Genomic DNA, 20094 nt, shown 5'->3' on the forward strand with positions numbered 1-20094 from the left:
CGGGCGCGGTGCATGGTGGCCGGAGGTACCGGTCAGTTGGCCAATCGTTTGCTCGCGGGGGTGTAACGTCGTGGTGGGGTCGGGCAGCAATGTCGCTTCAATCGCTGGGGTCACGCACCTGTACGGGCGTGTGGCCGCGCTGCGGGATATTTCGATCGATCTGCCAGCCGGCTGCATGATCGGCCTGATCGGTCCCGACGGCGTGGGCAAGTCGACATTGCTGGGCCTGATCTCCGGCGCCAAGAAAATTCAGTCGGGCCAGGTGGTCGTGCTCGGCGGCGATATGCGCGACCCCCATCACCGCAACAACGTCTGTCCGCAAATCGCCTACATGCCGCAAGGGCTGGGCAAGAACCTATACAAAGAGCTGAGCGTCTTCGAGAACATCGATTTCTTCGCCCGGCTGTTCGGACAAGGGAAGGCCGAGCGACTGGCGCGGATCAACGCGCTGTTGCGGGCCACGGGGCTCGACCCGTTTCCCGAGCGCCCGGCCGGCAAGCTTTCGGGGGGCATGAAACAGAAGGTCGGCCTGTGCAGTTCGCTGGTCCATGACCCCGATCTGTTGATCCTGGACGAGCCAACCACCGGGGTTGATCCTCTTTCACGTCAGCAGTTCTGGTCGCTGATCGACAACATCCGCGCCCAGCGACCGCAAATGAGCGTGCTCGTGTCGACCGCTTACATGGACGAAGCCCAGCGGTTCGATTGGCTGGTGGCGATGGACGCCGGCAAAGTGCTGGCCACTGGAACGCCCCAGGAACTGCTCGAGCGGACCAACACGCCGTCGCTCGAAGAGGCGTTCGTCGCGCTGCTGCCACCCGAGAAACGCGGCAGCGGCCAGAAGCTGGTCATCCCGCCGCGGCAACCTTCGACCGCAGGGCCGGCCATCGTAGCCCGCCACTTGACCAAGCGTTTCGGCAAGTTCACGGCAGTGAACGACGTCAGCTTTACGATCGAGCGGGGCGAAATCTTCGGCTTCCTCGGCTCGAACGGCTGTGGCAAATCGACCACGATGAAGATGCTGACCGGGCTGTTGCCGGCGTCGGAGGGCGAAGCGGAACTATTCGGCCAGAAGGTCGACGCCTCGGACGTCGATACCCGGCGCCGCGTCGGCTACATGTCACAGGCGTTCTCGCTCTACAGCGAGTTGACGGTGCGACAAAACCTGTGGCTGCACGCGCGGCTGTTTCATTTGCCGCCCGAGAAAATGGGGCCGCGGATCGACGAGTTGGTCGAGCGGTTCGGACTGGGGGTTCACTTGGACCAGTTGTCCGAGTCGTTGCCGCTGGGCGTGCGCCAGCGGTTGTCGCTGGCCGTGGCCGTGATTCACGAGCCCGAGATGTTGATCCTGGACGAGCCGACCTCGGGGGTCGACCCGGTGGCGCGCGACGAGTTTTGGGAACTGCTGGTCGACCTGTCCCGCCAGCAGAACGTGACGATCTTCATCTCGACCCACTTCATGAACGAAGCGCTCCGCTGCGACCGGATGTCGCTGATGCATGCCGGCACGGTGCTGGCCTGTGACACGCCGCGCAAGCTGATGGAAGCCCGTGGGACCGACGATCTTGAGACCGCGTTCATCGGCTACATCGCCGACGCCGCGGGCGACACGCTGGAAATGGGCAAATCGTCGGACCAGCCCTTGCTGTATGAAGCAGACGCCGATTCGGCCGGCCACGCGCCGTCGAACTCGCCGCTGGTGATCGGCCGGATGCTGGCCTATAGCTATCGCGAGACGCTCGAGATTCTGCGCGATCCGGTTCGACTGGCGTTCGCGTTCATTGGCTCGGCGTTGCTGATGCTGGTGTTTGGCTTTGGCATCACGACCGACGTCGAGCACATCCGCTACGCGACACTCGACATGGATCGCACCCCCGACAGCCGCGACTATTTGGAGTATTACGCCGGCACGCCCCGGTTCTTTCGGCAATTGTCGCCGTCAACCAGTCCCGAGGAAACCCAGCGGCGGTTGAAGAGCGACGAGATTTCCTTGGCGTTCGAGGTGCCGCCGAAGTTTGGCCGCGACCTGATGCGCGACGCCCAGCCCGAGGTGTCGGCCTGGGTCGACGGGGCGAACCCGTTCCGCGGCGAGACGATCAAGCAATACGTTATCGGCGCGCACCAGGCGTACCTGAAAGATCGTGCCAAGCGCGATGTCAGCATGGCGGTGGCGACATCGACCCAGATCGATATCGCATCGCGATTCATGTACAACCCGACGTTCGAGAGCATTTTTGCCATTGTGCCGAGCGTGCCGCCGATTCTGCTGATTTTGATTCCCGCCATTCTGATGGCCGTCAGCGTGGTCCGCGAAAAAGAACTGGGCTCGATCACCAATTTCTATGTCACGCCGACGACGCGGTTCGAGTTCCTGCTGGGCAAGCAACTCCCATACATCGCGATTGGCATGGCCAATTACGTGATCCTGGTGTTGATGGCCGTCGTCGTGTTCGGCGTGCCGATCAAGGGGAGCGGGTTGGGGTTGACGCTCTGCGCGCTGCTGTACGTGACTGCCACGACGGGCATCGGCCTGCTGGTATCGACATTCACGTCCAGCCAGGTCGCAGCCGTGTTCGTCACGGCAATTCTGACGATCCTGCCGACGACGCAATTCTCGGGCATGTTGCAACCAGTCTCGACGTTGGAGGGGAGCGCCCGGGTGATCGGCTCGTTGTGGCCGACCACTTATTTCATGCAGGCCAGCGTCGGCGCGTTTACCAAAGGGTTGGACTTCAGTTTCCTGGCCGGCACGGCCGGAACCTTGGCGATATTCGTCCCGGTGTTGATGTTGGTGACGGCCGCGGCCTTGCGCGGGCAGGAGGCATAGCCGTGCAGATGCTCTCGAACATCTTCTGGCTGGGGACCAAGGAGCTGCGCAGCTTGCAGCGCGACGCCGTGTTGGTGGTGTTCGTGATCTATTCGTTCACGTTCGCCATCTATAGCCAGGCCAAGGGGACGTCGACCGAGGTGAACCGCGCCTCGATCGCCTTTGTCGACGAGGATAATAGCGCGCTGTCGCACAAGCTGATCGACGCCTTTTATCCACCTCGGTTCAAGAAGCCGGCGCTGATCCGCGTGCAGGACGTAGACGACGCGATGGATCGCGGCAAGTACATGTTCGTGGTGGTGATTCCGCCGCGCTTCGAGTTGAACGTCCGGGCGGGAAACAAGGCCGAGATTCAAGTCAACATTGACGCTACGGCCATGATGCAAGCCAGCGTTGGCGCGTCGTACATCCGCAACATCATCGCCGATCAGCTCAACAGTTTTATCACCCGTCAGGACCAGAAACCCGACCTGCCGATCAAGCTGGTAGTGCGCAAGGACTTCAACCCCAACGGCGACACCTCCTGGTTCAACAGCATCGTGGCGATCATCAACCAGGTGACGATGCTAACGGTCATCTTGACGGGCGCGGCCCTGATTCGCGAGCGTGAACATGGCACCATCGAGCACCTGATGGTGATGCCGCTGACGGCGTTCGAGATCGCCCTGGCCAAGGTCTGGGCCAACGGCCTGGTGATCCTGGTGGCCGCCACCCTGTCGCTGATCCTGGTCGTGCGAATGATCCTGCAAGTGCCGATCGCCGGCTCGCCCGTGTTGTTCCTCGGCGGCGTGGTGCTGTACCTGTTCTTTGCGACGGCGCTGGGGATCTTTCTGGGAACGATTGCGCGGACGATGGCCCAGTTTGCTCTGCTGATCGTGCTGTTGATTATCGTGTTGCAGATGCTCTCGGGGGGCAACACGCCGATCGAAAGCCAGCCGGAGTGGCTGCAACGGCTGACGATCTTTCTGCCGTCGCGGCACTTTGTGGCCTTTGCCCAGGCGATTATCTACCGCGGCGCAGGCTTCGAGTTGGTCTGGCCCGAGTTCCTGACCGTGGCTGGAATCGGCCTGGCGTTCTTCACGTACAGCATTAGCCGCTTCCGCAAATCGCTTTCGGTCAGTCAATAAACCAGTCAGTGTCCGCGCCAGGGCGATTTAGCCTCAGGCGGTCGATTGCCGCGGCTCGGTCGGCACGCGATTGGCCATCGCGGCCCCTTCCAGGTTGTACTTCTCGAGTAGCCGATAGAGGCTCCGCCGGTTAATGCCCAGCGCGCGCGCGGCGCGGGCTTTGTTCCCCCGTTCGCGGCGCAGCACTTCGATGACGTGCGAGCGCTGGATCGCTTCGAGCGAATCACCGGCTACCTTCCACGACACCGTGTCGATATCCGGCGCCACGCCCAATCGCGTGATCTCCTCGGGCAAATCGGCCAACCGCACAATGTGGTCGTTGCCCATGATTTTGGCCCGCTCGACGGCGTTGACCAATTGCCGGATGTTGCCCGGCCACTGGTATCGTTCCAGGGCTGTCATCGCGGCGGGCTCGATCCGCCAGTCGCGTCCCAAGAAGTGTTCGACCAGCAGCGGGATATCGGACATTCGCTCGCGCAACGGTGGCAGGTTGAGCGCCATCACGTTGATACGATAGTATAGGTCTTCGCGGAATCGCCCGGCCTTCACCTCTTCGGCCATGTTGCGATTGGTCGCCGCGAGTAGCCGGACGTTGACGCGACGCTCTTTCACGCTGCCGACGCGGCGCATCGACCCATCTTCCAATACGCGCAGCAGCTTGGCTTGCAGCGAGCCGGGCATCTCGCCGATCTCGTCGATGAACAGGGTGCCGCCGTCGGCCAACTCGAACAAACCGGGCTTGGCCGTCACCGCGCCGGTGAACGCCCCTTTCTCATGGCCGAACAGTTCGCTTTCCAGCAGCGACTCGGGCAGGGCGGCGCAATTGATCACGACCAGCGGCTTGTCGGCACGCGCGCTGTGCTGGTGCAAGGCGCGAGCGACCAACTCCTTGCCCGTGCCGCTCTCTCCCTGGATCAGAATCGCCTTGTCGGTGGGGCCGGCGCGTTCGATCAACCGGAGCACTTCTCGCAGCGCCGGCGAGTGGCCGATCATCCGCTGTCGCGGCGCGGCGCGGTGCAGCACCTCGCGCAGCTGGTCGTTCTCCTTGGCCAGATAGCCGCGCTCGGCCGCCCGTTCGATCAACTTCTCCAGGTCGGCCAGCGCGCACGGTTTGGTCAGGTAGTCATAGGCGCCCAGCTTCATCGCCGCCACGGCCGACTCGATCGAACCCTGGCCCGTGAGCAGAATCACCTCGCACTCGGAATGACCAGCCTTGAGCTTCTCGAGCAGCTCAACGCCCGACATGCCCGGCATCAGCAAGTCGACGATGGCCACGTCGAACTGGCGGCGATTGGCCAGGTCGAGCGCTTCGAGGCCGCCGGGCGCTTCTTGCACTTGGTAGCCGCGGCGTTCAAAACGTCGGGCCAAGATGCCGCGGAACTCGTCATCGTCATCAACGACCAGCAGGTCGACATGCTGTGGGTTGAGCACGGGAGTCGCCCTTATATGAAGGTAGATGCGGTGGCGCGCTTGTGCGCCGTGCGATCGCAATTACGCACAGTTGTGCCTTGGAGTGACACCTCGTCGCAATTCACGTGCCGCCCGCGCGACAGGCCAAATCGCGGAAGAAATGCAGCAAATCGAGTGGGCCAGCGCGCGTCACTCGCGGATGAAAAGCGTGCAGCCTGGCACAGGTGAGCGAGGTCGCACACTGGGTTGGCGTCTGAATGGCGACAAACCGAAACACCACGGCATCAACAAAACTCCATGATTCTCGGGCAATTGTCAGATTCGCCACGCGACGCGGCAGTGTGGCATTCGACTTGCATTAGTTACTTCTGGCACGAACTAACGATGACCAATGTTCCCAGCAAGGGAGCCCATCATGAACGCCAAGAAGATCCTGGTACCGACCGACTTCTCGGAAATGAGCCGTGCGGCCGTTGATTATGCGGCGGCGCTGGCGCGAGAGGGGGGCGGCGAGTTGTTGATCGTGACGGTTCGCGAGATTACGCCCATCTACGCGACTGCTGAAGGCATGTATTGTGGCGTCGAAGAACCGAATCATGCCGCGTTGAAGCAGATGCTCAACGAAGTGCGCCCCAAAGATCCGCTGGTGCGCGTCCGGCGTGAAGTGCTGGACGGCGCGCCAGCCGACGCCATTGTGGCGCTCGCCGCGGCCGAGCAGGTCGACCTGATTGTGATGGCCACCCACGGCCGCACCGGGCTGATGCATTTGTTGATGGGAAGCGTGGCCGAGGGAGTCGTGCGCAACGCCGACTGCCCTGTCCTGACGCTCAAGCCAGCGGTCAAGTCGGCCGCGGCGACGGGCGCTTAGGCGCCGCCTGGAACAAGCAACCACAAACGGCAAGATGCCAGGCAGGTTTCCCATGAGAAGTGTCCACGAAGCGGAACCGTTTTTGCAGATGGCCCTCGAAGAGCATCGAGAGCTACACCACCAGGTGGATGACATCAATCGGATGTTCGAGCAGCCGCCTGGGGAAATCGCTCCCGACGAGGTGCGCGCGCTGCACGCGCGGATGATGTCGCTGCGCGACAACGTCAGCAAGCATTTCCGCCAGGAGGAAGCAGGGGGCTATCTGGAAGAGGCGATTTGCCGCTCGCCCACCGTGGCGGCCAAAGCCGACTCGCTCCAGAAGCAGCATCAAGAACTGCTTGAGTTGATCGACCGCGTGCTGGCGGCGCCCCACGTGGTCGACGCGCCGGCCGACGTCTGGCGGAAGTCGCAACGCGAGTTCGCGGCCTTCTGCAAGCGGCTGTTGGCGCACGAACGGGCCGAGAACGCCCTGCTGGCCAAGGCGTTCAACGTGGATTTGAGCTCGATTGACTAACGGCCGCGTAACGCCCCGATCCAAATAACCCGACGGCCCGCGTGGCCGCGCCGAATCGAGAATCGAGGAACATCATGACCAGGCTATTGCCGATTGGACTGTGCTGCCTGACGCTTTTCGGGCTGGGATTCCAGGTCCACGGCGCTCCGCATCCGAACGACGTGAGTGTCTTCATGAAGCTCAAGCTCCCGCACGCCCATCGCGTGTTGGACGGCATCATCATGGAAGACTATGACCTGATTGCCAAAAGCGCGAGCCAACTTGGTCTGCTCAGCCAGGAAGCGAATTGGAACGTCTTGCAAACCCCCGAGTATCTCGCGCACAGCGTCGACTTTCGCCGCGCCGTCGATGCCTTGAGCCGCGCCGCTCGTGACAAGGATGCCGACCAGGCGACGCTGGCTTACATGGACATGACGCTCAAGTGCGTCAATTGCCACAAGTACGTGCGCGACGCGCGGAACTAAACCGCGCCGCGATCCCCATGCCCGACCTCGCCATGTCTGGCGGTAGCACCGTGGCGCAGCGGCTGAAACTGTTGACTGAAACACCTAGCGGGAGAAGGTCTGTTGTCGATCCGATATTCATGGCTCGTCTTGTTCGCGCTCTGGGGAGTTGCTGGTTGCGGCCAGACGCACGAGGTGGCCTGGAATCCCAGCAGCGAAGTCCGCGAACTGACGCCGGCTTTGCAGGCCAAGGTGACCGAGCAGTTGACCCGCTATTGCGGCACGCCCAGCCGACCCAGGCAATTCGGTCAGGCGGACGTGCCGACGCTGCAACTGGTGCGCGGCATGCTGGTCTATCAGTCCAAGTGCGCTGGCTGTCACGGTGACACTGGCGATGGTCAAGGCCCGGCCGCGGCGCATCTGAACCCGCGACCGCGCGATTATCGCAAGGGAATCTTCAAGTTCATTTCCACGCCGTTCGGCACCAAGCCGCTGCGAGGTGACCTGGCTCGGACGATTCGGCAAGGCGCGAGAGGCACGTCGATGCCGTCGTTCGCGCTGTTGGATGACGAAGACGTCGAGGCGTTGGTCGACTACGTCCTGTTGCTAACTCATCGTGGCGAGTTGGAAGCCTTGCTGGCCAACGAAGCACGGGACGAAGACGCGATCGACCCAGCCAACGGCGAAGAGTACGTGGCGGCGATTCGACAACTGTGGCAAGCGTCGGACGGCCAGCAGATTTACCCGCTGAGCCTCAAGCCCAAGTACACGATGGCCTCGGTGGAACTGGGCAAGCAAGCGTTCTTGTCCGAGACGGCTGGCTGCTACAAGTGTCACGGGCCCGACGGCCGCGCCGAAACGTCGGACAATCAGAAGGGATTCACCGACGCCTGGGGCGTGCAAACTCGGGCGGCCGATCTGACCAGCGGCATGTTCCACGGCGGGCAAGAGCCGCTGGACATTTACCGCCGCATCTACGGCGGCATCAACGGCACGCCGATGCCGTCGTTTTCGTTGAAGCTGGCCGATCAGCCCGACATGTTTTGGCACCTGGTCCACTACGTGCAATACGTGTCGAGCGCCCGACGCCGCGAGACCCAGGCCGAGCAGCAAGCTTACCTAACTCGCGCACGGGAAGCGGCGTCACAAGCCGCGGCAAAAGCAAAGCCCTAGCGAACCATAAGCGGGCCGCGTTCCACGGTTAACAAGCCCACAACTGCGGAAATAGTTCACGACGAGACAAGCGATGACTGATGCTTCTCCCCCGACTGGCAGCGAGCGCCTGCGAAAGCTGGCCGAGCTCGAAGAGCTGCGGACGCGAATCACCGATCTTGAGCGCGAACTCGGCGCCAGCGACGAGTCCGGCTGGCCGCCACGCGGCTATTACACCGCATATTACGCCACGACCGGGTTCATGCTGGGCATCTTCGGCGCCGCCGTCAGCCTGATCTTCAACATCATCGGCTCGCTGGTCTGGTCGCGGTACAGTGGCGTCGAACAATCGCCGCTGCGGTTGATTCAGGTTTATTTGACCTTTCCGCTGGGCGAATCGGCATTGCACATCGAAAGCGTGCTGACGCTGGCCATTGGCTGCTGCTTGTACCTGGCCACGGGCATGCTCTATGGCATCATCTTTCACCTGGCGCTGACACGCTGGACCGCGGATCGCGGGCTGATGGCGCGGCTGGTGTTCGTCAGCGCGCTGTCGCTGGCCGTCTGGCTGGTGAACTTCTACGGCATTCTTTCCTGGTTACAGCCGTTGTTGTTCGGTGGCGACTGGATTGTGCGGTTGGTTCCCTGGTGGGTGGCCGCGCTGTCGCACCTGGTCTTTGGTTGGACCATGGTGTTGGTCTACCCGTGGGGCACCTACGTCCCTTATCAAGTCGAAACGGAGCAGGCATGACCGCCCAGAATGCAACCGCCACGACGGCTGGCGACGAGATCAGCTACGAGCGACTGGTCGAGCAACGCCTGGTTCTCTGGTACTTGATCGCGGCGTTGACGTATCTGATGATCTCGATGCTCGGTGGCCTGTTGATGGCAACCCAGTTGATCAACGCCAACCCGCTGCGCGGCATTGAACTGCTTTCGCCGGGACGCTGGCGGATGGTGCATACCAACGCCGTGGCCTACGGCTTTTTGGCCAACGCCTTCTTGGGCGTGTTGCACTGGGCGGTGCCCCGCTTGACGTTGCGTCCGGTGGCCAGTCGCGCATTGTCGTACTTCATTTTCATCGCCTGGCAGGTCGTGGTCCTGTCGACGGCCGCGGGCATTTTGCTTGGCCAGGCCCAGGCGGTTGAATGGGGCGAAACGCCCGTCTGGATCGACCCATTGGCGCTGGCCGGGCTGTTGCTGGTGGCCATCAATTTCATGGTCCCCATCTCGCGCGCCAAAGGGCCGTTGTACGTCACGCTGTGGTACTTCATGGCGATGTTCGTCTGGACCTTCCTGACCTACGCCATGGGAAACTTCGTCACTCAATACGTCGTCGGCGGTGTCAGCGGCGGCGCGATCGGCGGATTGTTCATCCACGACCTGGTCGGCTTGTTCGTCACGCCGCTGGGCTGGGGAATGATGTACTACTTTGTGCCGATCTTGCTCCGCAAGCCGATTTGGAGCCACGGCCTGTCGCTGGTCGGCTTTTGGGGCTTGGCGTTTTTCTATCCGCTGCAAGGGATTCACCACTTCCTCTACACGCCGATTCCGATGTTCCTGCAATACGGCGCCGTGGTGTCGACCATCGCGGTCGAGTTCGTGGTGATGACCGTGATCATCAACTTCTTCGGCACCTTGTGCGGAGATGGCCGCGCGTTCGTGACCAACTTGCCGATTCGTTGGTTCTACACCGGCATGGTGTTGTACTTCGTCACTTGCTTGCAGTGTGCGTTGCAAGTGACGTTAACCTTCCAGGCGCTGATCCACTTTAGCGATTGGGTCGTCGGCCACGCCCATCTGGTGATGTTCGGCGTGTTCAGTATGTGGATCCTGGGCGTGATCACGTACCTGGTGCCGCGCCTCAGCGGCCGCCCGTGGTACAGCCAGTCGCTGTGCGAATGGCATTATTGGCTGTCGGCGTCGGGCATTGTGATCATGTTCTTGGACCTGACGCTGGCCGGCATCTTTCAAGGCTACTACTGGTCTTCGCTGCAGCCCTGGGAAGTGAGCGTCGATGGCTCGCAACCCTTCTGGATCGTGCGATTGGTGGCTGGCTTGATGATGTTCGGCGGCCAATGCGCGCTGATCCACAACATGTACCAGACGTTCACGGGGCCGAAGCCGGCCGAGCAAGTAGCCTATGCGTCGTAACCCTGGGTGTGCAATCTCTTTCGCGATCGAGTAACTGAACATGTTTGAGAGTCGAGCGGGCGTGCTGTTTGTCGGTGGCCTGGGCTTTTTCGCCTTTGCGTTCCTGAGCAACGGGCTGGTGCCGATGCTGATGTACAAGCATCTGCCCGAGCAACAGGCCAGCGAGCTGACGAACGCCAACGTGATGTACCAATTCGAGGATTTGCAACGCCGCTATCCCGAAGCGTTCGAGCGCGCTTACGGCAAGCCCCCTACAGTGCCGGCGGGGGCGACGACCGAAGAAAAAGCCGAGGTCAAGAACGAGTGGCTCGAAAAGCAGGCCGCCCAAGCGCTGCTGCTGGGCCGCGAGGTTTACGTGGGCGAAGGCTGTTGGCATTGCCACAGCCAGTTCGTCCGCCCCGTGTCGAATGAGTCGCGCCGGTTTGGTCCGGTGTCGAAAGCCGAGGAATACCAAAACGAGTTGCAACGCCCGGTGTTGTTTGGCACGCGGCGCGTGGGGCCCGATCTGTCGCGCGAAGGGGGGCGGCGGTCGAACGACTGGCACGCGGTCCACTTCTTCAAACCTACAACCGTCTCGACCGGCTCGCCGATGCCCGAGTATCCCTGGCTGTTCGACGGCGACGCCAGCAGGCCCAACGAGCGCGGCCTGGCCTTGATGACCTATGTGCAATGGCTGGGTTCGTGGCTGGAAAGCTATCCGTATTACGAGGCCTATCAACCGGTCGCGCTGGAGGAGAAGAAGTAATGAGTACGTCAACGACAATCGAGGGGGCGAAGTCGCGCCGGACGCGACGCCGGCTGGGACTGTTGATGGCCGTGGTGATCCTGGTCCCCAGCATGTTGGGCTTTGGGACCAAGTTCATCGAGTTGGTCCATGTCTTCCGCGGCGACCCCAGCGGCATGTTCGCCATCGCCCCGATCATCAACTATCTGCTGGCCAGTTGCGGCTTCCTGATGCTGTTTGCCTGGGCGGCCATGAACGGCATGTTCCGCAACATCGAACAGCCCAAACAGACGATGCTCGACAACGAAGCGCGTCTGGACGCCTATGATCAGCCTCATCGCTAAGACAGTCCAAGCACCACTTTCCGAAACCCGAGACGCCATGTCACCCGACCCGCGTGAATCAACGCCCGTCGCCGAGCACAGCTTTCACCGCTACGTCGGGAATCGCATTCCCTGGTATGTGCGGTTGCTGTGGCTGATGTTTTGGATCGGCGCGGTTTACTACGTCATCGTTTACGTGTTCCCGGCTTTGCAAATCGAACTGTTGCGCCCTGTCCAATGAGTGCTTCCGAAGCCACCACCGAGATTTGCAGCTATTGCGGCCTGCCGCTGGGGCGAACGTGGCGGTGGTCGTGGCGTCGCGCATCGAACCAAGCAATGCCGCCAACGGATGCGCCGCACGTCGCTGCTGGGCCGCGGTATTGTTGCTCGGGCTGCCGCTTTGCCGCGTCGATCAACGGCGACAAGGAAGGGGCCGAGTTCAATGTCGGCGTGCTGGCACGGCTGGGCATGGCCGTGTTTCTGACTCTGAACGTGATGGTCTTCACCATGGTCCTCTGGTCGGCCGAGGTCTACGCCGACTCGCGCGAAGCGCCGACCGTGGCGGCCATGGATGACCTCTGTCGCTGGCTGGGAATGCTCTTCTCGCTGCCGGTGTTGTGGCTGCTGGGGCGGCCGCTGCTGGAGAATGCCTGGGGAAGCGTTCGACGAGCCCAGCCGTCGACCGATGTGTTGCTGTTGGCGGGGGTCGTGGCCGCGTACGTCGCCTCTTGCGTGGCGGTGTTGCGCGGCACGGGACGTGTCTACTTCGAAGTCGGTTGCGTGGTGCTGCTGGCCGTCACGTTGGGGCGTTGGCTCGAAGCCACCGGACGTCAGCGCGCGTCGGCCGCGCTCGACGCCCTGGCGCGCTTGCTTCCCCCACGAGTCAACTTGCAGCGCGGCCATAAAGCCGTCGACATCGCACTCGACGAGTTGCAAGTTGGCGATCTGTTGTTGGTCAAGGCCGGTGAGCGGATTGCCGCCGATGGAGTCATTGTTCGTGGCTATGCGGCAATCGATCAACAAACCTTGACCGGCGAGCATCAACCGCTGGTCAAGGAGCCTGGCGAGTCGGTCCTGGGCGGCACATTAAATCTGGACGGCGACTTGATGGTCCGCGTCACGGCTGCGCCGCATGACGGCACGCTGCAACGACTGATCGAAGCGGTCGAGCGCGCGCGAGCTGAGAAGGGGCGTTATCAACGCCTGGCCGAGCGCGTGAGCGCCTGGTTCCTGCCGGCCGTGGCGACGATCGCGCTGGCGACGTTGGCAATTCACCTGGCGCGAGGCGATGTGGAAGGGGCCTGGCAATCGGGACTGGCGGTTGTCTTGATCGCTTGCCCGTGCGCGTTGGGAATGGCGACGCCGCTGGCCGTGTGGAGCGCACTGGGGACGGCAGCCGGCGCTCAAGTGTTGTTTACCCGCGGCGACGCGCTGGAACGGCTGGCCAGCGTGGGGTCCGTGTGCTTCGACAAGACTGGCACTCTGACCACGGGGCAGGCCACGCTGGCCACCGTTTCGCTCGACGGAGGCTGGCACCTGGGGCAGGTGAAGAAGCTGTTGGCGTCTTTGGTCGTAAGATCGAATCATACCTTGGCCCGGTCGCTGGCCGACTGGGCCGGGACAGACGAACTAGCGAACAACAGCGGTGAAGTGCGCACGCTGGCCGGCCGCGGCTTGCTAACGACGGTAACGGAGACAGGCCAGCGGCTGGTCCTGGGAAGCGCGCGCTGGATGAATGAGTTGAGCCTGCAGTGGCCAGTGAAGCTCCGCGATCAGATGACCGAACAATGCGCGCAAGGTCGCCCAATCGCTTGCCTGGGTGTCGGTGACGCGGTCGTTGCTTTGTTCAGCTTTGACGAGACATTGCGCCCCGAGACCGTGGTGGCAATTGGCGAATGCCAAGCCCTGGGACTACGCATCGAAGTGCTGACGGGCGATCATCGCGGCCACGGCGCGGCCCTGGAGCGTCGCCTGGGCGTGGCGGTGGCCGCCGAATTGCTGCCCGACGACAAGACGCGGCGCGTGCGCGAATTGCGCCGCGACCGTGGCGTGGTGATGGTCGGGGACGGCATCAATGACGCGCCGGCCTTGGCCGCAGCCGACGTGGGAATCGCCCTGGCCTGTGGCGCGGACGTCGCAAGGCAGTCGGCTGACGTCTGCTTGCTGGGTGACGATTTGCGGCATGTGACGTGGGCCATTCAATGGTCCCGTCGCACAGTGCGAGTCATTCGCCAAAATCTGTTCTGGGCATTTTTTTACAACGTGCTTGGCATCGGGCTGGCGGCGGCTGGTTATTTGAATCCGATCTGGGCCGCGGCCGCGATGGTGGCCAGCAGCGTAATGGTCATCGGCAACTCGCTCCGCTTGCGACGAGCGCCCGAGTTCACCGATCCGTCGGCCAGCCTCACTGACATTTCGCGCCCTGACTGGCCGCGTGACAGTGCCTCGGCCGCGGCGGGAGCGCGCACATGACCGAATTGGCGTTGGTCTGGATCGGCGGCTTGTTGGGCTCGGCACACTGCTTGGGCATGTGCGGGCCGTTTGCGCTGGCGCTGGCCTCAGGAGCGCGAAGCCGCGGCGAGAACTTCCGCCGTCAGTTGGCGTACACCGTGGGGCGAATCTTTGTTTACGCCGTCGGTGGCGCGGCGGCCGGTTATAGCGGCTGGCGATTGATGCGGCAGTTCTCGGCGCTGGTCGATGTCCAGGCGGTGTTGGCCTTGGTGGCCGGCGCGCTTCTGCTGTGGCAAGGTCTGCACGGGTTTGGCTTACTTAACTTTCGTCGTGCCACGGTCGCGTCAGGCGGTTGCCCATCGGGGGGCTTGCTGCGACCGCTGCTCAAAAGTCGCGGCCTGCGCCCGGCGCTAATTGCCGGAGTCTTCACGGGGTTTCTGCCTTGCGGCCTCGTGTATGGATTCCTGGCGTTGGCCGGTAGCCGAGGCGGCTTGCTGCAAGGAATGCTTACCATGGCGGCGTTCGGCGCAGGCACCGCGCCGGCGATGGTCATGTTGGGAGCAGGGGCCGGGATGATTCCCATGAGCCGGCGCGTGCTGATGTTTCGCGTGGCGGCCGGTTGCGTGTTGTTGACCGGCGTGGTTTCGATTGCTCGCGGGCTGGGTTACCTGCCATTGTTCAACGGCGCGCCGGCGCCAGGGTGCCCGCTATGTCACTAGTCGCCGCTGAATCAATCGACGACGAGCCGCGCAAACGGTCGATCTCAAAGCGCACCCCCGCAACGAAGGCCGATAGCGCCGCGGTTAACGACAAGAACGGCTCGCCGTCGCGCTGGACGCGAACCGGCGTGAACTTTCTGCTCGACACCCTGCTGTTGATCTTATTTATCGCCCTGGCCACCGTGGCCGTGATCGTCCGCTTCATCTTTCCGCCAGGGCCTCAGGCCGCCGGCTGGCTATTGTGGGGCGGCACGTTCAGCGACTGGCACCGCGCGGAGTTCTTGCTGTTGTGCGTGCTGGCCTTGGGCATCCTGGTACACGTGATGCTGCACTGGAATTGGGTCTGCTCGGTGGTGGCGCACCGGCTGGCCAAATGGCGGTGCCGTTCCGTCCAGGCCGACGAAGGTACGCAGACCCTGTTGGGAGTGGGGCTGCTGATCGTGTTGTTCAACATCGTCGGCCTAATCACCGCGGCGGCGGCGCTGACGATCGTGTCGGCACAACCCTGACACGTCACTCAATCAATCACCAGTGCCGCAAGGCCACTCACATGCAAGCAGCCACGCTGAAGGCCATCAGCACGAAGCCGACGGCCAGCACCGCCGTCAAAATCGCCACCACGACGCGGCCGGCGAACAGGTCGTCGGTCATCATCCGGTGGCGCTGTGATCGATCGAAATGGTCGCGCCAATAGCCATGCTTGCCAAACGGGTTGTAATCGGCGTGCGGCGTCGAATCGTGATGAGTAACGGTGGCCATCTTCCTGCCTCGGCGCGGTTGAATGAAGTTGAGCCTTTGCCTGGGACACACTCGTTCCCCTGAAAGGAATCGCAAACGCGATGCCGCCGAGACAACAAACGAATGGAACGGACGGTGCGAGTGCCGGATGTCGCTAACCGCTCGGCACTTAAGCGGGGCGATCATCAAGCGCGGCCCATCGCCCGCACGGGACGGCCGGTGTGCCAGCGCGCCGGCAAGCACGATCGATTGTGCCCAGCGGGCACAATACCCGCACCAGCCTCGTTCAGATCGTCGTCGGCGGTGTTCACCGCGACCGAGGCTGTGAAAGCGCCGGGCCAGGCGTCGCCGATTGTCCGTCGCTCGTCGTGGCTGCTGACCGCTCGGGCACCACGCATTGCCGCGGCTGCAGCAGCTTGGCCACCAGCCCCGTCCAGCCGCACTGGTGCGCGGCTCCCACGCCGCGCCCATTGTCCCCGTGGAAGTACTCGTAGAAGAGCAAGTAGTCCCGGAAGTGGGGATCGCGCTGCAGCTTCTCGCACTGGCCAAACACGGCCCGCCGTCCTTGTTCGTCGCGCAGGAAGATGCGATCCAGCCGGCGTGACAACTCGCTGGCCACTTCGTTGATGGTCAGGTACTGGCCCGAGCCGGTCGGGCACTCGATCTTGAAATCGTCGCCATAGTAATGGTGAAACTTTTGCAGCGACTCGACAATCAGGTAGTTCATCGGAAACCAGATCGGCCCGCGCCAATTCGAGTTCCCCCCGAACAGCCACGACGTTGACTCGGCGGGCTCGTAGGTTACGCTTAGTTGCTGACCACCACAGTTGAACTCGTAGGGCTCGGCGGCGTGCTGCCGCGACAGAGCTCGCACGCCGTAATCGGACAGAAACCGCGTCTCGTCGAGCATCCGACGCAAGAGGGCCTTCATCCGATGCCCGCGCAGCATCGACAACAGCCGGCGCTCGCCCACCCCCGGCTCGTGCCAGCGCGAAACCAGCGCCGCCAGGTCGGGCCGGTAGTTCAAGTACCATTTCAACCGGCGATTGAACTCGGGCAATCGGTCCAGCAGTTCGGGCTCGAGCGTTTCGACGGCGAACAACGGCACCAGCCCGACGAGTGAGTGAACCTTCAGCGGGATCATCCGCCCGTCGGGCAATTGCAATTCGTCGTAGAAGAACTGGTCCTCCTCGTCCCACAACCCGCGACCGCACTCGCCAATGTTGGTCAGCGCCTCGGCGATGTGCAGGAAGTGCTCGAAGAACTTGGTCGCGATGTCCTCGTACACCGGATTGTGCAGCGACAGTTCCAGCGCGATGCGCATCAGGTTCAGGCAATACATCCCCATCCAGGCGGTGCCGTCGGCCTGATTCAAGTAGCCGCCCGTCGGCAGCGGCTTGCTCCGATCGAAGACGCCAATGTTGTCCAGCCCGAGGAAGCCACCCTGGAAGATGTTGCGCCCGCCGGAGTCCTTGCGATTGACCCACCAGGTGAAGTTCAGCATCAGCTTGTGGAACACGCGTTCCAGGAACGCCAAGTCTCCCGGCCCGCCGTGGCATTTGCGGTCGATCTGAAACACGCGCCACGCGGCCCAGGCGTGGACCGGTGGGTTCACGTCGCCAAACGCCCACTCGTAGGCTGGCAATTGCCCGTTGGGGTGCATGTACCACTCGCGCGTCAGCAGCACGAGTTGGTGCTTGGCGAACTCGGGATCCAGCAGCGCCAACGGAATGCAATGGAACGCCAGATCCCAAGCCGCGTACCAGGGATACTCCCACTTGTCGGGCATCGAAATCACATCGGCGTTGTTCAGGTGTTGCCAATCGTGATTGCGTCCCTGGCGTCGCCCGGTCGGTGGAGGCGGCTGGGCCGGATCGCCGCGCAGCCATTGTGGCACGTCGTAGTAATAGAACTGCTTGTTCCAGATCATGCCGGCAAAGGCTTGCCGCTGGACCAGACGCGCGTCGGCGTCGGCCACGTCGCGCTGCAGGTCGGCGTAAAACTCGTCGGCTTCGCGGCGGCGCGCCGTCATCACGGCGTCAAAGTCGGCGAACCCGCCCGCCACGTCCTCGGGGGCCAGTCGCACCCGCACCTGCGCGGAACCCCCCGCCGGGAGATTCAATGTGTAGTGCGCGGCGGCCTTGGTGCCGGTTTGCTCGCGATTCACCGCGTCGCGCTGGCCAGCAATAAGGTAGTTGTGAAAGGCGTCCTTGAACGGCCCCGGCGCTTCGGCATTGAACAATCGTCGCACGTTGGTTTCGTTCTCACAAAACAACAACTCCGGCTGGCCCTCGCACCACAACCGTCGCACACCCAACCGGCGGTGGCTCGCGTCAATGGCGCTTTCGCCAGGGGCGGCGTCGTCGGCCGCGGCCAGGCTGGGCTTCTGCTCGGTGTTGCCCGACCAACTCCACGTGTTGCGGAACCAGAGCGTGGGCAACACGTGAATCGACGCCGCCTCGGGCCCGCGATTGTGGACCGTGACGAGCATTAGGATGTCTTCGGGTGATGTTTTGGCGTACTCGACGAACACGTCAAAGTACCGGTCCTCGTCAAACACACCCGTGTCGAGCAACTCGAACTCGGGTTCCGTCCGATCGCGCTTCTGATTCTCGGCGAGCAGCCGCTCGTAGGGAAACGCGGCCTGCGGGTACTTGTACAACAGCTTCAGGTATGAATGAGTCGGCGTGGCGTCGAGGTAGTAATACAGTTCCTTGACGTCCTCGCCATGATTCCCTTCTTCGTTCGTCAGCCCGAACAGCCGCTCTTTCAAGATCGGATCGCGACCGTTCCAGAGGGCGAGCGCCAGGCAAAGCCGCGCCTCGAGGTCCGAGAAACCCGCCAGGCCGTCCTCGCCCCAGCGGTACGCGCGACTCCGGGCATGATCGTGCGGCAGGTAGTCCCAGGCGTTGCCGTCGGCGCTGTAGTCCTCGCGCACGGTCCCCCATTGCCGCTCCGACAGGTACGGCCCCCATTTGCGCCAGGGAGCGTCAGCCTGATCGGATTGCAACAGTCGGGCTTGCTCGGCAAGTTTCGAGTCGAGCGGTCGAGTCATGGGCGGAACGCGCGAAAAGCGTGGATCGACGCGATGGCAATCAACCACTAGTGTACCGCGCCGCGAACCGCGAGTGGGCAAGGGGCGATTCACATTAACCCCCGGTCAATGACCGGGGGTTAATGACATCTCGCGGCGAAAAACTACGCCAAAATGTCTTTCGCCACGTGGCCGGCCACGTCGGTCAGCCGGAAGTCACGCCCGGCATAGCGGAACGTGAGCCTGAGGTGGTCGAGCCCCAGCAAGTGCAGAATCGTGGCGTGCAAGTCATGGATGTGCAGCTTGTTCTCGACGGCGAAATAGCCATAGTCGTCCGTCGCCCCGTAGGCCATGCCGCCACGCACGCCGGCGCCCGCCAGCCACATCGTGAACCCGTACGGGTTGTGATCGCGCCCGTCGTTGCCTTCGGCCGTCGGGGTGCGACCGAACTCGCCACCCCACACGACTAGCGTGTCTTTCAGCAAGCCGCGCGCCTTGAGGTCGGTCAAGAAACCAGCGATTGGCTTGTCGACCTCCGAGGCGTTCTTGGTGTGACCCTGGTACAAGTTGCCGTGTTGGTCCCATTGGACTTCGCTGTCGCTATGCGTGACCTGCACGAAGCGGACGCCATTTTCCAGAAACCGCCGCGCCATCAGGCATTGCCGGCCGAAGTTCTCGGTGATCGGGTCGTCGATGCCGTACAACGATCGGGTTGCGTCGCTTTCGCTGGCCAGATTCTGAATCTCGGGCATCACGCCCTGCATCCGATAGGCCAACTCAAAGGAGTTGATCCGCCCTTCGAGCGCCTGGTCCGTCGGACTCGTGGCCAGATGCTCGCGATTCATCGCGGCAATCAAGTCGAGTTGCTGGCGCTGCTCTTTGGCGCTGAGTCGCGAGTTTTGAATGTGCTTGACCATCGCCTGGGCCGCGCTCGTCGAGGCGTTGCCGATCGGCGTCCCCTGACAATAGGCCGGCAGGAACGACGCGCCCCAATTGTTCACGCCGCCGTGGGCCAGGGTGGGGCAAATGGTGATGAAGGCCGGCAGGTTCTTGTTCTCGGTCCCCAGGCCATAGGTGATCCACGAGCCCATGCTGGGGCGCACGAACTGGTCGCTGCCGGTGTGCAGCTTCAACAGCGCGCCGCCGTGCGCGGGATTCGTCCCGTGGACCGAGCGCAAGATGCACAAGTCGTCCACGTGCTGGGCCACGTGCGGGAACAAATCGCTCACCGGCAGGCCGCTCTCGCCGTACTGGTGAAACTTCCACGGCGACTTGAGCAGATTGCCTTGCTTGGCGAAGGTGACCCGCGGCAGCTCGAACGGGGGCGGCTTGCCATGATCGCGGTCCAACATCGGCTTGGGGTCGAACGTATCGACGTGCGACGGGCCCCCCTTCATGAACAGAAACACGACGCGCTTCGCTCGCGCGGGGAAGTGGGGCGCCTTCGCGGCCAGCGGATCGCCCGGTGCCGCCGGCTTGGCCGCCGCGCGGGCCTGTTGCTCGGCGAACGCTTCGTCCCCCAGCATCGCGGCCAGGGCCAGGTGTCCAAAGCCGACGGCCGAAGTCCGCAGCAGTGTACGGCGCGAGCAGCCACAATGTTCGTGGGCCAT

The 20094-nt window shown here is 62.8% G+C and carries 18 protein-coding genes; 14 read left to right on the plus strand and 4 right to left on the minus strand.

All coding sequences use genetic code 11. The features are described from left to right. Window positions 1-70 precede the first annotated feature (70 nt). Both rbbA and JSS27_11335 read left to right on the plus strand, forming a co-directional pair. On the plus strand, window positions 71-2827 hold the full coding sequence (gene rbbA / locus JSS27_11330; GenBank protein ID MBS0209532.1) for a ribosome-associated ATPase/putative transporter RbbA: 2757 nt from the start codon (window positions 71-73) through the stop codon (window positions 2825-2827). Between the two features lie 2 nt (window positions 2828-2829). Beyond that, on the plus strand, window positions 2830-3954 hold the full coding sequence (locus JSS27_11335) for an ABC transporter permease (protein ID MBS0209533.1): 1125 nt from the start codon (window positions 2830-2832) through the stop codon (window positions 3952-3954). Between the two features lie 33 nt (window positions 3955-3987). On the opposite strand, the gene JSS27_11340 is transcribed toward JSS27_11335, so the two are convergent. Then, window positions 3988-5385, minus strand: coding sequence for a sigma-54-dependent Fis family transcriptional regulator (locus tag JSS27_11340; GenBank protein ID MBS0209534.1), 1398 nt, complete (start codon window positions 5383-5385; stop codon window positions 3988-3990). A 394-nt stretch (window positions 5386-5779) separates the two neighbouring features. Here JSS27_11340 and JSS27_11345 point away from each other — a divergent pair, with 394 nt between their 5' ends. From JSS27_11345 to JSS27_11400, 12 genes are all read left to right on the plus strand, one after another. Further along, entirely contained in the window at window positions 5780-6232 is a 453-nt protein-coding gene (locus JSS27_11345) for a universal stress protein (protein ID MBS0209535.1), read from the plus strand. A gap of 52 nt (window positions 6233-6284) precedes the next feature. Continuing rightward, window positions 6285-6746 carry a hemerythrin domain-containing protein gene (locus tag JSS27_11350; GenBank protein ID MBS0209536.1) on the plus strand — a complete coding sequence of 154 codons (462 nt, stop codon included), beginning with the start codon at window positions 6285-6287 and terminating at the stop codon, window positions 6744-6746. A 74-nt stretch (window positions 6747-6820) separates the two neighbouring features. Further along, window positions 6821-7210, plus strand: coding sequence for a cytochrome c (locus JSS27_11355; protein MBS0209537.1), 390 nt, complete (start codon window positions 6821-6823; stop codon window positions 7208-7210). Between the two features lie 102 nt (window positions 7211-7312). After that, complete coding sequence (locus tag JSS27_11360; protein ID MBS0209538.1) at window positions 7313-8362, plus strand: c-type cytochrome; 1050 nt, start codon at window positions 7313-7315, stop codon at window positions 8360-8362. A 73-nt stretch (window positions 8363-8435) separates the two neighbouring features. Beyond that, entirely contained in the window at window positions 8436-9092 is a 657-nt protein-coding gene (locus JSS27_11365) for a hypothetical protein (GenBank protein ID MBS0209539.1), read from the plus strand. Beyond that, on the plus strand, window positions 9089-10495 hold the full coding sequence (locus tag JSS27_11370) for a cbb3-type cytochrome c oxidase subunit I (GenBank protein ID MBS0209540.1): 1407 nt from the start codon (window positions 9089-9091) through the stop codon (window positions 10493-10495). Before JSS27_11365 ends, JSS27_11370 begins: the two co-directional genes overlap by 4 nt. 40 nt (window positions 10496-10535) lie before the next feature. Next, window positions 10536-11240 carry a cbb3-type cytochrome c oxidase subunit II gene (locus JSS27_11375; protein ID MBS0209541.1) on the plus strand — a complete coding sequence of 235 codons (705 nt, stop codon included), beginning with the start codon at window positions 10536-10538 and terminating at the stop codon, window positions 11238-11240. Beyond that, window positions 11240-11563, plus strand: coding sequence for a hypothetical protein (locus JSS27_11380; protein MBS0209542.1), 324 nt, complete (start codon window positions 11240-11242; stop codon window positions 11561-11563). The genes JSS27_11375 and JSS27_11380 overlap by 1 nt, the downstream gene beginning before the upstream one ends. A gap of 37 nt (window positions 11564-11600) precedes the next feature. After that, complete coding sequence (locus JSS27_11385; GenBank protein ID MBS0209543.1) at window positions 11601-11783, plus strand: hypothetical protein; 183 nt, start codon at window positions 11601-11603, stop codon at window positions 11781-11783. Beyond that, window positions 11780-14014 carry a cation-translocating P-type ATPase gene (locus JSS27_11390; protein MBS0209544.1) on the plus strand — a complete coding sequence of 745 codons (2235 nt, stop codon included), beginning with the start codon at window positions 11780-11782 and terminating at the stop codon, window positions 14012-14014. Before JSS27_11385 ends, JSS27_11390 begins: the two co-directional genes overlap by 4 nt. Further along, a complete protein-coding gene (locus JSS27_11395) occupies window positions 14011-14712 on the plus strand; it encodes a sulfite exporter TauE/SafE family protein (GenBank protein MBS0209545.1) in 702 nt (233 codons plus the stop codon). The genes JSS27_11390 and JSS27_11395 overlap by 4 nt, the downstream gene beginning before the upstream one ends. Then, window positions 14703-15221, plus strand: a complete 519-nt coding sequence (locus JSS27_11400; protein ID MBS0209546.1) for a hypothetical protein — start codon at window positions 14703-14705, stop codon at window positions 15219-15221. The genes JSS27_11395 and JSS27_11400 overlap by 10 nt, the downstream gene beginning before the upstream one ends. A gap of 37 nt (window positions 15222-15258) precedes the next feature. Here the strand turns inward: JSS27_11400 and JSS27_11405 are convergent, their stop codons facing one another. From JSS27_11405 to JSS27_11415, 3 genes are all read right to left on the minus strand, one after another. Then, entirely contained in the window at window positions 15259-15471 is a 213-nt protein-coding gene (locus tag JSS27_11405) for a hypothetical protein (protein MBS0209547.1), read from the minus strand. 286 nt (window positions 15472-15757) lie between these two features. Continuing rightward, on the minus strand, window positions 15758-18505 hold the full coding sequence (locus JSS27_11410; protein MBS0209548.1) for a glucosidase: 2748 nt from the start codon (window positions 18503-18505) through the stop codon (window positions 15758-15760). Between the two features lie 143 nt (window positions 18506-18648). Next, the gene (locus JSS27_11415; protein MBS0209549.1) at window positions 18649-20094 is read right to left on the minus strand and encodes a DUF1501 domain-containing protein; all 1446 of its coding nucleotides are present in this window, start codon (window positions 20092-20094) and stop codon (window positions 18649-18651) included.

This window comes from Planctomycetota bacterium, from assembly GCA_018242585.1.
In the GTDB taxonomy this organism is placed as follows: Bacteria; Planctomycetota; Planctomycetia; order Pirellulales; family PNKZ01; genus JAFEBQ01.

Bases quoted from the DNA above. Each gene is read 5' to 3' on its own strand.
- JSS27_11345 (MBS0209535.1), top strand. From the start codon at position 5,780: ATGAACGCCAAGAAGATCCTGGTACCGACCGACTTCTCGGAAATGAGC.
- JSS27_11350 (MBS0209536.1), top strand. From the start codon at position 6,285: ATGAGAAGTGTCCACGAAGCGGAACCGTTTTTGCAGATGGCCCTCGAA.
- JSS27_11355 (MBS0209537.1), top strand. From the start codon at position 6,821: ATGACCAGGCTATTGCCGATTGGACTGTGCTGCCTGACGCTTTTCGGG.
- JSS27_11365 (MBS0209539.1), top strand. From the start codon at position 8,436: ATGACTGATGCTTCTCCCCCGACTGGCAGCGAGCGCCTGCGAAAGCTG.
- JSS27_11370 (MBS0209540.1), top strand. From the start codon at position 9,089: ATGACCGCCCAGAATGCAACCGCCACGACGGCTGGCGACGAGATCAGC.
- JSS27_11375 (MBS0209541.1), top strand. From the start codon at position 10,536: ATGTTTGAGAGTCGAGCGGGCGTGCTGTTTGTCGGTGGCCTGGGCTTT.
- JSS27_11380 (MBS0209542.1), top strand. From the start codon at position 11,240: ATGAGTACGTCAACGACAATCGAGGGGGCGAAGTCGCGCCGGACGCGA.
- JSS27_11385 (MBS0209543.1), top strand. From the start codon at position 11,601: ATGTCACCCGACCCGCGTGAATCAACGCCCGTCGCCGAGCACAGCTTT.
- JSS27_11390 (MBS0209544.1), top strand. From the start codon at position 11,780: ATGAGTGCTTCCGAAGCCACCACCGAGATTTGCAGCTATTGCGGCCTG.
- JSS27_11395 (MBS0209545.1), top strand. From the start codon at position 14,011: ATGACCGAATTGGCGTTGGTCTGGATCGGCGGCTTGTTGGGCTCGGCA.
- JSS27_11400 (MBS0209546.1), top strand. From the start codon at position 14,703: ATGTCACTAGTCGCCGCTGAATCAATCGACGACGAGCCGCGCAAACGG.
- JSS27_11405 (MBS0209547.1), bottom strand. From the start codon at position 15,471: ATGGCCACCGTTACTCATCACGATTCGACGCCGCACGCCGATTACAAC.
- JSS27_11410 (MBS0209548.1), bottom strand. From the start codon at position 18,505: ATGACTCGACCGCTCGACTCGAAACTTGCCGAGCAAGCCCGACTGTTG.
- JSS27_11415 (MBS0209549.1), bottom strand. From the start codon at position 20,094: ATGGCCCACGAACATTGTGGCTGCTCGCGCCGTACACTGCTGCGGACT.